Here is a 13,710-nt window from a genome sequence, read left to right as displayed (position 1 = left end):
TTATATAATGTGAATTAGTCCTGTTGCGGTACAAGCCACATATAGGATGAATACGGGCTCAGGGAGATTTCTTGCTCGAGTGCAGGCGATACCTCCGTATTGCCAATCAGCAGCTCTACGGATTTACCCGCAATGTGGTCATTCCAGACGGCTTCAGAGAAAGCAAATTTTACGTCCCGCTTGCTGAAGTTCGATACCACAAGCAGCGTCTCGCTTCCATTGGTCCGCGCGTATGCGAATACATCTGGGTGTGCATCGTCCAAACGTTCATACAGACCGTCGGTCAGCACACCAACCTGTTTGCGCAGAGCAATCAGCTTGCGATAATGATAATAGATCGAATTCGGGTCAGCCATCTGCTGGGCCACATGAATCGACGGATATCGTTCGTCCACTTTGATCCACGGTGTACCCGTTGTAAATCCTGCATTTTCGCTTCCATCCCATTGCATCGGTGTACGGGAATTATCCCGTGAACGCTCTTTCACAATTTGGAATGCTTCCTCGGCGGATTTGCCCCGTTCTTCCTGAAGCAGTCGGTACATATTGGTCGATTCAATATCACGGAACTCGCTAACGTCATTCCAGACCGGATTCGGCATCCCGATCTCTTCACCTTGGTATACGTAAGGTGTTCCCTGCATGCCATGTATTGTCGTAGCGAGCATTTTGGCACTCTCAGCACGATAATTTCCATCATCAGCGAAACGAGACAACGCCCGCGGTTGATCATGGTTGTTCAAGAACAACGCATTCCATCCCCCACCTGCCTGCATACCTGTCTGCCACTCACTAAACAGTTGTTTCATCGCTTCAAAATCGTAAGGCATCAGTTCCCACTTCTGTCCATTCGGATAATCCACTTTCAGATGGTGGAAGTTAAACGTCATGGAGAATTCCCGGGAAGCAGGGTTCGAATATTTGATGCAATGCTCCAGCGTAGTGGAGGACATCTCCCCAACCGTTACCATATTGTGTGGTCCAAACACCTCTTCATACATCTCTGTAATGTACTCATGCACACGTGGTCCATCGGTGTAGAACTTACGTCCGTCGCCTGGGGAAACGCTACCATCATCGTCGGGGAAACGCTGGTCCTTTGAGATCAGATTGATGACGTCCATACGGAAACCATCTACACCCTTCTCCGCCCAGAACTTGATCATGTCCCGTACTGCCTTACGTACCTGCTCGTTCTCCCAATTCAAATCAGCCTGTGTTTTGTCAAACAACGTCAGGAAATATTGTCCTGTCTGCTTATCAAACTGCCATGCAGGTCCGCCGAACTTGGATTGCCAGTTATTCGGCACACCGCCGTCCGGAGCAGGGTCTTTCCAAATATAATAATCGCGATATGGGTTATCCTTGGAAGAACGTGATTGCTGGAACCACTCATGATCCGTAGAAGAGTGATTCACCACGATATCAATCATCAGCTTCATGTCACGTGCCTTCAGACCTTTAAGCAGTTCGTCAAAATCTTCCATCGTACCAAAATCAGGATTAATCCGATAATAGTCCGCTACGTCATAACCGTTATCATGCTGTGGAGAGACATATACGGGCTGCAGCCACACGATATCAATACCGAGATGTTGCAAGTAATCCAGCTTTTCGGTCAATCCCCGAATGTCTCCGGTACCCGATCCAGTTGTATCGTTGAAACTCTTGGGATATACCTGATACACCGTGGAAGTCTTCCACCACGATGATGAAGTTGTGTTGGTTGAACTCATGTTAACGCCTCCAATAAATTGTATTGCTTATGTGGTTCTCTTGGCCTAACTCCATTTATATATTACATAACTAAACATGTATATACAAGTTGAAACTTCAATATGCTATCTTTTTCCTCTTCTACACATTCCCCATTAATGATTCCTCTGTAACAATTATTTTGAATCTTGCGTTCGAGAACTCCATGATATCTGTATCTTAAACGAAAAAACCGTCTGTTATCCCATGATTTCATGCGGGTAAACAGACGGTTCATATTCAAAGATATGATGAGTTAAAAATTCATCCGGATCTCGTTTAATTCCTTTTTCTTACAGTATGTCCGTTGAAACCATTCCTTTTCCCTGTTCCCTTTTGTTCAACTTCACCGAGGACAAGGATGCTTGTTCTTCTCTCTCCAGCTCTTCTGCACTAATCTCCCCGGAAAGCACCGCCCGCATACGTTTTTGGTCCAACAGCCCTTCCCATTTCGCCACGACAAATGCCGCAACACAGTTGCCCATCAAATTCGTGAATACTCTCATGGTATCCATGAAGCGGTCTGCACCTAGCAGTAAGGCAACAGCCGCTACCGGGAATGCATTCAGGGCTGCAGCTGTAGCAGACAGAGCAAGGAATGCGGAGCCAGGTACACCCGCCATACCTTTGGAGCTAAGCATTAACACCAGTAAAATCGTAATCTCTTGTCCCAGTGTCAGATCAATGCCAACCGCCTGAGCCAGAAAAACCGTCGCTAGCGATAGGTAGATCGAGGCTCCGTCCAGATTGAACGAGTACCCTGTCGGGACAACGAGACCGACGACAGCACGGTCACATCCTGCCTTGGTCAACTTGTCCATCATGCGGGGCATAACGACTTCCGAGGAACCTGTACCAATCGCAAGCATCACTTCGGAACGTGTATATTTTACAAATTGCAGAAAGTTCAGCCCTGTGATCCACCAGGCAGCCAGTGCAAGCATCACCAGAAACAGTAACGCTGCTCCGTAACAGGCAATAATCAGCAAACCGAAGGAGGAGAGTGTGGATGCCCCATACGCTCCAACCGTGTACGCCATGGCGCCGAATGCTCCGATTGGTGCCAGTTTCATAATGTACCCAATAATGCGGAACAAGATTCCCAATACATTTTCAATCAACGTCAGCACATTCTCCTTCGCCTTACTTTCCGTTGCTGCCAAGGCTACCCCAAACAAACAGGCAACGAGCAGCACTTGCAACAATGCATTTTGTGCAAAAGCATCTACAACACTTGTTGGAATAATATTCATAATAAAGTCGACCAAATGTGGCAGTTCAGAGCCATTGGTTTTGGCTTCGATGCCACTTGCATCAAGGGTCGAGGAGTCCACATTCATGCTTGCACCCGGACGAAGCAGATTGGCTGTGCCAAGTCCAAGGACGAGGGCAACCGTCGTTGCGATTTCAAACCACAGAATGGCTTTGAATCCAATGCGTCCAACCGATTTCAGATCACCGATTTTGGCAATGCCTGTCACGATAACCATAAAGATTAATGGAGCAATGATCATTTTGATCAACTTGATAAAACCTGTTCCGAGCGGCTGCAGCAGACTACCCAGATCAGGCCACAGAATGCCTACACCAATCCCGATGATAACCGCTACAATAATTTGAAAAAACAATGATTTCACGAATGACATGAACGCTCCCCCTGTTTTTAGGTCAATTCGGATTTCCATTTGGTTTCCGTGTAATTTTTTATAACATTTGAGCATGAACTTCAACAATGGAATTTCACGGTTTTTGTCATTCAGACCAACTATGGAGTACTAAATTGAACTTGAAACCGAAAAAGACGAATATCACGTCAGTTATCTTGACGTGATATTCGTCTTTAGCTTTGTATACCTTTTATGACTGAACAGTGATTAAAAGAGCATTACAGGGTAAGGGATTGCCCCGGTGCCAGCACACGGCCTTCCAGACCTTTGGAAGCAAGCTGCTCCACAAACTTCTCGGCATCCTGACGAATCACCGGGAACGTATCATAATGCACTGGAATTGTCAGCTTGGCATTGAACCATTCAGCGGCCTGCAGAGCATCTTCCGGTCCCATGGTGAAATGTCCACCAATAGGCAATAGTGCTACGTCGATATCATGGCGGTCACCAATCATTTTCATATCACCGAACAGACTAGTATCTCCGGCATGCAAAATGGTTTTGCCACCAATGTTAATAATATATCCTGCAGGCAATCCTGCGTACATAATCCGTTGTTCCTCTTCCAGTACGATACCGGACGTATGGAAAGCCTGAATCATTTTGGCTTGCGCAAAGCCAAGATCCACCGTTCCACCCATGTTCATGCCAAGGGTGTCCAGGCCTTTCCATGACATATATGTAGCCAGTTCCACAATCGCAACCACCTTAGCATTGTTAGCCTTGGCGATGGGTTCAGCATCCAAAATGTGATCCATATGTGCATGTGTCAGTAAAACGGCATCGGTCTTGATGTCTTCCGGTTTGGTGACAGCAAGTTCATTGCCACGCAGGAAAGGATCAATGATCAACGACTTCTCTTCTGTGCCCAGTTGTACACTGGAGTGTCCGTGGTAAGTAATATTCAACAACTTGGTATCCTCCTGACATATGCGTTCGTTTGGTTTGATTTTCAACCCATATTATAATTCAAAACTCTTCGCCAAAGCAAAATGATGTCTCATCTCTGCATTCGATAAACCCGTGCTTCATATGGCTGAAGAAGTATCGCACCCTTATCGGTGGAATATCGTCTGCTGACATTGCTAATGACCGTCTTGGCATTTTCATCGTTCCAACCCTCAGGCCATTGCATCTCAGGCTCATGTTCACGGAAATTCAGAATAACAAGCATCTGCTCATCATCCAGCGTCCGGGTATAGGCATAAATATCGGGATCATTGGGCAAAAGCAGCTCGTATTCCCCATAGATAAGTACTTTATGTTGTTTGCGAAGAGCGATTAGTTTACGGTAATAATGCAAAATGGACTGGGGATCACGTTCGGCATCCTCCACATTAATCTCAGGATAATTCGCATTCACCTGAATCCATGGCTCACCATCGGTAAATCCGGCATGTTTCGTATCATCCCACTGCATCGGTGTACGGGCATTATCACGACTCTTGCGCCAGATCGCTTGCATGACTTCATGTTTCGCTCGCCCTTGTCCAATATGCTGCCGATAATAATTCATCGTTTCAATATCCCGATAATCCTCAATATTAGGGAAAGCAACATTGGTCATGCCGATTTCTTCCCCTTGATAAATGTAAGGCGTACCCTCAAGGGTGAGCATCCAAGTAGCCAGCATCTGGGCAGAGCGCACCCTGTACTTTCCATCATCACCGAAACGGGATACCGGACGCGGCTGGTCATGATTGCCCATATAATTGGCATTCCAGCCTCTGTCATGCAGCACGGTTTGCCAGCGGCTCATAATTTCTTTCAGCTCGGGCAGCTTCCACTCTCGATAGTTCCATTTGCCGATTCCAGATGATTGAGCGTCCACAAACATATGCTCAAACTGGAACACCATATTGAGCTCATTCCGATCTGTCCCAACATAAGCCAGCGCCTGTTCCGGTCCAAGCCCGGAAGTCTCTCCAACAGTCATTGGACCATACGGCTTCAGGATCATGTCGTTAAGTTTATTCAGAATCGAATGCACCTGCTCGAGGTTGGAAAAAAGCTGGTACGCAGGAACGACCGGCAGATTATCCGGATTATGTGCGCTGGGTAACCCCTCCGCCTTGCCGATATGCGCCACCGCATCGAAACGGAAACCATCCACACCCTTTTGCAACCACCAATGCACCATCTCATACATCTCTTCTGCCATCTGTGGATTGTTCCAATTCAGGTCAGGCTGGTGTTCTGTATAGAGATGCAAATAATATTCATTCGTCTCCGGATCAAGCTTCCACACAGATCCCCCAAAGTAAGACTCCCAGTTGTTTGGAACCTGACCATTTTTGCCTGAACGCCAAATATAATAGTCCCGTTTCGGGTTCACTTTCGATGAACGTGACTCGGCAAACCACGCATGTTCATCCGACGTATGATTCAGTACCAGATCCATCATGATCTTGAGACCGCGCTTGTGCGCCTCAGCCAGCAAACGGTCAAAATCCTCCATCGTGCCATACTTACGTAAAATGGAGTAATAATCACGGATATCGTATCCGTTATCATGACCAGGTGAATCGTAGATTGGACAAATCCAAATTACATCCACGCCCAGATCAGTCAAATAATCGAGCTTGTCATATATCCCCTGCAAGTCACCCTGACCGTCCCCATCCGAATCTTTGAAGCTGTTGGGATAGATCTGGTACACCACACTCTCTTTCCACCAAACGATATAGACCACCTCGCTTTCATCACTCTTTACTATATAACCCGTTAGTATGTTTTATCCGAAATGTCCCTCTTATAAACAGAAAAGATCCATGAACACAAAAAGACCCGATCATTAACTGCTATTCGCAGTTCATTTTCGAGTCCTTCTCTGTGAGAAGATGAATAAGGCAAACCCTATGTATCCAATCCAGGCACCCACTGTATTCAAAATAATGTCATCGACATCAAACGAACCAACACGGGTAATCAATTGCATAATCTCAACAGCTAACAAAAGTAAGACGACAATACCTGTAAATGGTAAAAACTTTCGGCACCTGCGGAATAACCAGGGAATCCATATCCCATGCGGGATGAACAAAACAATGTTCCCGAACAGATTCTTCACCCAGGCTTCCGTATGGTATCTGTTCTTCTGAAAAAGAAGAGGCTTGATTGTCTCTAATGGTACCAGATTATATTGATAATTCACGCCAGGCGTTCTCCCGCTGACAAAGAGCAAGTTACCCATAATCAACACATATAACAATGCCATACATGCGACGATTGTGAGCATCCACCTGGAGTGGAGCCACGAACGTTCGTTCATTGTCTGAATTCCTCCGACCTTTTTTCCCGCGGAGCGGTAAGGTCTATTTTAAAGGGATATAGATCTTCATGTCCAGCTGCTCAGGCGTGGAGTTCCATACATCCACCGTGAACCCGGCATATAAACCGCCAGGAATTTCAATGGGAAAATAGCTAGGCTTCAGTACTTTTTTTGTCATTTTCCATGCTGTTCATCAAGAGAGGAAATATAATATGTTTTTTTACTAGAGCAAGCCCTTCAACTGTCTGCCTCATCCTACCCCATCGTTACCTAAACAGAACCTAAACTACAGCAGTGAAAATTTAGCTGGTTTTTATCCATTTCGTTAGCTTCTATTTAACTTGGGCAACTAGAATTGTAAATGAGGCAGCATTGAAAATATGTTCCTCGTAACCGTAGCTTCCGTTGGATTTCTGGATCATTCGAAGAATTAACACAGAGAAAATAAAATTTACGAGAAGGAGGACGCATGATCCTAACCATAAAAGCGCTCGTTGAAGGTAGGGGGGATGAACGGCTGGACGTTCGCAACCTTTGTATTAAACTCCGCAATATTGTCGGCACTGTTTCCAAAGACTTAGCGGGACTATATCTTGACTCAATCGAAGTTAGAATCTTAAAAAAACAAGAGCAAATGAAAAAAAATATTAATGTATAGTGGGAGTGTTTATCATGTCAATTAATAGGGACAAGCTGCAAGAAACTTTGGACCCTGCCCTTCGGGTTCGTCCCCGCGTAGGATGGGCGGTTCTCACATATTTCCTCTACAGCGCCGTTTTTTACGCGATCTTCTTGCTCAACGGCATCGACTACACTCGAGTGGGTGAGAGTGAGCGAACCCTTCTTCTCTGGTATATAGCACCGCTGTCCGGCGGTGCGGTGCTGACCATCACAATGGTCACGATCTACGGTTGGTGGCGTCCTAGCCTGGTTGAAAGGCGGCGTCTTTCTCGATGGACAATGACTCTGCCGATTATCATGATGGTCATCGCGATCGTGAACATGCTGACCGGCGATTTCAGCCGGGTCACCCCCCTCATGTGGCTGTATCTCATTTTCGGCAGTATCATGGTTGGCTTCAATGAGGAGATGATTAACCGAGGTCAGTTAATTGTTGCTCTGCGCAGCCGATTCGGCGAAACCGGGGTCTGGCTGCTCTCAACAGCGATGTTCGCAATCTTCCACCTGCCGAACATGTTCTGGGGCATCGGAGCGGGTGCCCTGTTCCAGGTAGTGATCGCTTTTGGCCTTGGTTCGATCTTCTATCTTGCTCGGCGGTCTACCGGATCACTCGTGGCCTCCATATTCCTGCACGGGTTCTGGGACTTGAGCGTCTTCTCAGCGAATGGCGCATCGGCGTTACCCATCGCTGGTTTACTAGCTCCGTTGTTGGTGATCGCTGCAGTGATCACGGTTCCGATCATCCTTCGTCGTGAAAAGCGGCGCGATAACGCACAAAGTGTGTCACGACCAGTCGGCTGATTCATACAAAAATCCCCTTGTGCAATAAGGAGTGATCTCTGATGAAGGTATATGAACCCAACAGAGATCAACCTAATGTACAAGGGGATTTCATTGTTAAATACTACTTATTTAACCTTTCCAGTGTCCGGACACCGGATGAATGCCCCAGATATCAGTCGCATACTCACTGATGGTGCGATCACTGGAGAAAATGCCGGAATGAGCCGTATTCAGCACTGCCTTGTGTGTCCAGCCCGATACATCGCGATACGCCGAATCAATGGCAGCATGCGCATCGGCATAGGCAGCAAAGTCACGTAACACAAAGTACTCGTCACCATGGGCCAGCAAGGAATCATAGATATCCCAGAATTCACCATCACGCTCACAGAACACTCCCGGGTGTACCAGCTGCTCCACGACCTCACGAATTCGCTCATCTTGCTGTACAATCTCATTCGGCCGATAACTGCCGGATCGGTAATATTCAAGCACCTCGTCTGCACTCAGACCAAAGATAAACATATTGTCTTGACCGACCTGCTCTGCCATCTCGACATTTGCGCCGTCCATGGTACCAATGGTTAACGCTCCGTTCATCATAAACTTCATGTTCCCCGTACCGGAGGCTTCCTTACCTGCGGTTGAAATCTGTTCGCTGACGTCCGCGGCTGGAATGATTTTCTCGGCAAGAGAGACCGAGTAGTTTTCTAGGAAAAATACCTGTAAACGATCTTTCACAGCAGCATCACGATTGACCGTATCTGCCACCGTGTTAATCAACTTGATAATTTTCTTGGCAAAATAATAACTCGGCGCTGCCTTAGCTCCAAAAATAAATGTACGTGGCACGATATCAAACGAAGCATCGCTCTTGAGACGGTTATACAAATGCATAACATGCAGAATGTTCAGCAGCTGCCGTTTGTATCCATGCAGCCTTTTCACCTGTACGTCAAAGATGGAATCCGGATTGACCGCCTTTCCGGTATGATCCAGGATGTACGCGGCCAGTCGCTCCTTATTATTACGTTTAATGGAATGGAACTGCTGCTGGAATGAAGCATCGTCTGCAACGCCTACCAGCTCATTCAGTCTGCCCGGCTCCCTAATCCACTCACTTCCAATCGTATCTGTGATCAGATTCGACAGCTTCGGATTGGCATGCATCAGCCAGCGGCGATGGGTAATGCCATTGGTTTTGTTATTGAAGCGCTCGGGATATAGAGCATAGAACGGAGCCATCTCCCGTTCCTTCAATATTTCGGTATGCAATGCCGCGACACCGTTGACGCTATGACTGCCCACAATCGCCAGATGAGCCATTCGCACCTGATCATTCGCAACAATCGCGAGATGCTGAATACGATCTTGGTCTCCGGGATAACGTTCGAGCAGCATCCCGCAGAAACGTTTGTTAATCTCTTCAATAATCATGTAGATGCGCGGCAGCAGCTTGCTGATCATGGCTACAGGCCACTTTTCAAGCGCCTCACTTAGCGTTGTATGGTTGGTATACGATACGGTGCGGGTCGTAATATCCCACGCTTCATCCCATCCATAGCCTTTGACATCAATCAGAATGCGCATCAGTTCGGGAATCACGAGTGTTGGATGCGTATCGTTGATATGGAACGCCACTTTATCCGGCAATCGATCATACGAAAGCTCCAGCTTATTAAATGTACGCAAAGCACTCTGTACGCCTGCCGAGCACATGAAATATTGCTGTTTCAGACGGAGCAGCTTGCCCTCGTATTGGGAATCATCCGGGTACAAGAACTCCGAGATCGATTCTACCGAACGGCTGTAATCCAGATATCCGTAATAGTTCGAAGGGGTATCGAGTGAAGTCTCCCGCTTGGGCTCCGCACTCCACAATCGCAAGGTGTTTACATGGGGCTGGCCATAACCAATCACAGGCACATCATATGGTACAGCTACCACTGATTCGGCATCCTTCGTGACAAATTGATAATGCCCATCCTGTTCATAAGCCTCCACACGGCCCCAGAACTGCACTTCCACCTTTTTGTCCGGACGACGCACTTCCCATTCATTGCCCTTCTCAAGCCAATTATCGGGTAATTCCACCTGATTGCCGTTAATAATTTTTTGCTCAAACAAGCCATATTTATATCGGATTCCGCATCCATGTCCTGCATAGCCAAGGGAAGCCAGTGAATCCAGAAAACAGGCCGCGAGTCTTCCCAGACCTCCGTTGCCAAGCCCTGCGTCCGCTTCCTGTTCTTCCACTTCTTCCAAAGAGAAACCCAATTCAGCCAGACTGTCACGAACGAGTTCCAATTCATTCACATTTAACAGGTTGTTGCCGAGCAGACGTCCAATCAGGAATTCCAGCGAGAAGTAATAGACCTGTTTATCCTGGCGCTGCTTAAACCCCTGATTCGACGCCGCCCAATCTTGACCCGCATATTCGCGGATCATGCTTCCAAGTACGTGATAGACATCCTCCTGCGTTGCTTCTGCTAGTGGTTTGCCCAATTTGCTGACCAGATTGCGTCTAAAAATACTCTTGAACGTTTCCTTGTTGTCAAACAAAAGAAGGTTCCTCCCGGTGAAATCCTGTAGGATGTGGCGGTTCACACTTGTTTCTTACACATGAGTGCTACACCTTTCAAAGCTACACTTTCGGCTAAGAGCCCGTTCCGGTTACGAATCGTTCTTCCGATCGCTGTTGTCTCTCAAATTTCTTGATGAACCTTATAAAAGGTTGAAATTTGGAGACAAAGGCGAACGCTGACGCTTCTTCAGAATCGATTTCGTCACCTCCACTGCGTTAGCACATATAACCGTAGCTTTAGCTGTGGCTCCCATGCTTCAAAGAAACATGAACCTTAAATCCATCCTACAGGATTTTTATTTTATATATATTTATAGATGATATCGGTTAAGTGTTGATATTAGATAATAGTACTCTTCGCCAGAATATAAGGGTTCGACGGGTCGCCGATCAGCGTCTGGCCGCCGCTTAGCTTCACATCTTTGTCGAGAATGACGTTCTCCAGAACGGCGCCTTCTCCGATGTAGCATTTTTGCATAATAATGGAGCCTTTAATTTTGGCACCTTTCGCCACATGCACCCCACGGAACAGGATGCTGTCCTCCACTTCCCCACCCACAATACAGCCGTTCGCGAGCAAGGAATGTTTGACCTCAGCAGAGTCCAGGTATTTGGCAGGTGCCTCGTATTTAATCTTGGTTTGAACAGGCTGTTCCTTGAACAGCTGCTCATACAATCCGCTATTCAACAATTCCAGACTGTTGCGGTAATAGCTATCAATCGAATTGATCACGGCATGATAGCCATCATAGGCATATGCAGCAATGTTCAAGCCATCCGGATTTTTCTGAATCACATCACGGAAGAAATGGCTTTCGCCATGAGCGATGCAGCGCTGCACCTGGCGCAGGAACAGTTCTTTTTCCATAATGAAAATTTCTGTATATATATTCGGGTGATCGGCGCTTTGGTGAATGTCCACCACATTACCGTTCCCGTCATCTTCAACTTTGACACAGGCGTCATGTTCAGGCAGCAGTTTATCCACTTTTTTGCAGACCAGCGTTACATCCGCGCCCTTGCTTATATGGTACCTGTACACATCCTGCAGATCTGCTTTGGTTACGTGCCGACTACCTGCATGGACAACATATTGCCCTGAACCCCGGCGGAAAAAATCGAGATTATTGTGAAAATGCTGCAAATCCCCTTGTGACGTATCGGTCGGATCGTTCCAGTCCGGTGGCAAAATAAACATGCCGCCATGCTTGCGATCCAAATCCCACGGCTTACCGTCTCCCAGATGATCCATGAGTGAACGGTACTTGCGACGCACAAATACACCGATACTCTCAATGCCAGCATTCATCATATTGGATAATACAAAATCAATCAGACGGTAACGCCCGGCATAAGGCACCGCGGCTCCGCAGCGAAAGTACGTCAATTCCTTCAATTCCTCAAGCTCATGGTCAAGGTTAATAACTCCGATCAATGGTTTCATCGCATGCACCGTCCTTTGGGGTTTAGATTAGGCTTTACTTGTCATTCCCTCGAGAAGCTGACGTTCCAATTCTTCCTGATCGACCAGCAATATATCACTCTCATCCTCAGGGGCGGGTGACAGATGTAATCCATCCGGGATCACCAATCCTTCGGCGATAATAGCTTTGTGAATGCGTACATTTTGACCGATCTTCACTTTTGGCATGATCACTGAATCGGTTACGGAACTGTTCTCTCCCACCTCAATACCGTAGAACAACACCGAGTGTTTAACCTCACCATGTACCACACTACCTTCACTGATGATGCAATTCCGTACCTTCGCCGATGGTGAAATATATTGCGCAGGCTGATTCGGATTACGAGTATAGATACGCCAGTCCGGGTCGTTCAGATTAAACGGCGTTTCCTCATCCAGCAGGTCCATATTGGATTCCCACAGACTGTGGATTGTACCGACGTCCTTCCAATACCCTTCAAATGGATAAGCGTATAGTGATTTTTCATTTTCAAGCAGCAAGGGAATGATATCTTTGCCAAAATCATAGGAGGTGGATGCCTGCTGTTCGTCCTGGATCAGGAAGCGTTTCAGTACATCCCACTTGAAGAGATAGATACCCATGGAAGCAAGCGTGCTCTTGGGTTCAGGAGGTTTTTCTTCGAATTCATAGATGCGATAATCATCGTGGGTGTTGAGCAACCCGAACCGGCTGGCTTCTTCCAACGGAACGTCAATGACCGATATGGTGCAATCTGCATCCTTTTCTTTATGGTATTGAAGCATTTTCTCGTAATCCATTTTATAGATATGATCCCCTGACAAGATGAGCACATGCTCAGGATCAAATTGTTCGATAAAATTCAGGTTACGGTAGATGGCATCCGCCGTACCACGGTACCAGTTACTGCCGTCTTCACGTTCATGAGGAGGAAGTACATATACCCCGCCATTTTTGCGGTCCAGATCCCAATCACTGCCAATGCCGATATAGGAGTGCAGCACCAGGGGTTCGTATTGGGTTAATACACCGACTGTGTCGATGCCAGAATTGGAGCAATTACTTAGAGGAAAATCAATGATGCGGTAGGTTCCGCCAAAATAAACAGCAGGCTTGGCCAGTGATTTGGTCAATCCCTTTAATCTTTTGCCTTGCCCTCCAGCGAGCAGCATCGCTACAACTTCTTTTTTTGCCATCATTACAGCCTCCTCCATGTGCATTCGTTCTAAATCATTTCAGAGCCCATAATCCGATATGCTGTTGTGTGGACACTTTTGTCATGATTAGGAGCATGCTGTACAGACTATGTTGCTCGGAAATTCCAGCCAAACGTTATTCTTTGTAATGTCTGAAAGTAGATGATACATGCAGAATTGCCTGTACTTGTTGTGTAGAGGTGATAGGTGGATGTAAAAATCAAGGTGTACCCCGTGTAAAATGCAATACACTACTCCTATATAACATTAAACACGAAACGGGCTGAGGAATCTTGCTGGAAAACTTCGACAAAAGTTTAAGTGGATA

The 13,710-nt window shown here is 46.7% G+C and carries 11 protein-coding genes; 2 read left to right on the top strand and 9 right to left on the bottom strand.

Translation table 11 applies throughout. The features are described from left to right. Positions 1 to 14: 14 nt before the first annotated feature. The 6 genes from treC to A6049_RS34340 form a co-directional block, all read right to left on the bottom strand. On the bottom strand, positions 15 to 1,736 hold the full coding sequence (treC, locus tag A6049_RS04105; protein ID WP_063563391.1) for an alpha,alpha-phosphotrehalase: 1,722 nt from the start codon (positions 1,734 to 1,736) through the stop codon (positions 15 to 17). Positions 1,737 to 2,048: 312 nt separating this feature from the next. Further along, positions 2,049 to 3,401: a C4-dicarboxylate transporter DctA gene (gene dctA, locus A6049_RS04100; protein WP_063563390.1), complete on the bottom strand. Its 1,353-nt coding sequence runs from the start codon at positions 3,399 to 3,401 to the stop codon at positions 2,049 to 2,051. 239 nt (positions 3,402 to 3,640) lie between these two features. Next, entirely contained in the window at positions 3,641 to 4,333 is a 693-nt protein-coding gene (locus tag A6049_RS04095) for a metal-dependent hydrolase (protein ID WP_063563389.1), read from the bottom strand. Between the two features lie 89 nt (positions 4,334 to 4,422). Next, on the bottom strand, positions 4,423 to 6,114 hold the full coding sequence (locus tag A6049_RS04090) for a glycoside hydrolase family 13 protein (RefSeq protein WP_063563388.1): 1,692 nt from the start codon (positions 6,112 to 6,114) through the stop codon (positions 4,423 to 4,425). Positions 6,115 to 6,234: 120 nt separating this feature from the next. Beyond that, a complete protein-coding gene (locus tag A6049_RS04085; RefSeq protein WP_095205957.1) occupies positions 6,235 to 6,693 on the bottom strand; it encodes a VanZ family protein in 459 nt (152 codons plus the stop codon). A 43-nt stretch (positions 6,694 to 6,736) separates the two neighbouring features. Beyond that, positions 6,737 to 6,871, bottom strand: a complete 135-nt coding sequence (locus tag A6049_RS34340) for a hypothetical protein (RefSeq protein ID WP_274566570.1) — start codon at positions 6,869 to 6,871, stop codon at positions 6,737 to 6,739. A 291-nt stretch (positions 6,872 to 7,162) separates the two neighbouring features. On the opposite strand from A6049_RS34340, the gene A6049_RS33175 reads away from it, so the two are divergent. Further along, positions 7,163 to 7,351 carry a hypothetical protein gene (locus tag A6049_RS33175; protein ID WP_063563387.1) on the top strand — a complete coding sequence of 63 codons (189 nt, stop codon included), beginning with the start codon at positions 7,163 to 7,165 and terminating at the stop codon, positions 7,349 to 7,351. A gap of 14 nt (positions 7,352 to 7,365) precedes the next feature. Next, on the top strand, positions 7,366 to 8,175 hold the full coding sequence (locus tag A6049_RS04075; RefSeq protein ID WP_063563386.1) for a CPBP family intramembrane glutamic endopeptidase: 810 nt from the start codon (positions 7,366 to 7,368) through the stop codon (positions 8,173 to 8,175). A gap of 111 nt (positions 8,176 to 8,286) precedes the next feature. Here the strand turns inward: A6049_RS04075 and A6049_RS04070 are convergent, their stop codons facing one another. From A6049_RS04070 to A6049_RS04060, 3 genes are all read right to left on the bottom strand, one after another. Next, positions 8,287 to 10,719, bottom strand: coding sequence for a glycogen/starch/alpha-glucan phosphorylase (locus A6049_RS04070; protein ID WP_063563385.1), 2,433 nt, complete (start codon positions 10,717 to 10,719; stop codon positions 8,287 to 8,289). Positions 10,720 to 11,081: 362 nt separating this feature from the next. Then, positions 11,082 to 12,185: a glucose-1-phosphate adenylyltransferase subunit GlgD gene (gene glgD, locus A6049_RS04065; RefSeq protein WP_063563384.1), complete on the bottom strand. Its 1,104-nt coding sequence runs from the start codon at positions 12,183 to 12,185 to the stop codon at positions 11,082 to 11,084. A 27-nt stretch (positions 12,186 to 12,212) separates the two neighbouring features. After that, positions 12,213 to 13,382 carry a glucose-1-phosphate adenylyltransferase gene (locus A6049_RS04060; RefSeq protein ID WP_063563383.1) on the bottom strand — a complete coding sequence of 390 codons (1,170 nt, stop codon included), beginning with the start codon at positions 13,380 to 13,382 and terminating at the stop codon, positions 12,213 to 12,215. Between the last annotated feature and the right edge of the window lie 328 nt (positions 13,383 to 13,710).

It is taken from the genome of Paenibacillus sp. O199 (assembly GCF_001636635.1).
GTDB classification, from domain to species: Bacteria; Bacillota; Bacilli; order Paenibacillales; family Paenibacillaceae; genus Paenibacillus; species Paenibacillus marchantiae.
This window is presented reverse-complemented; position numbering and strand designations above follow the sequence as displayed.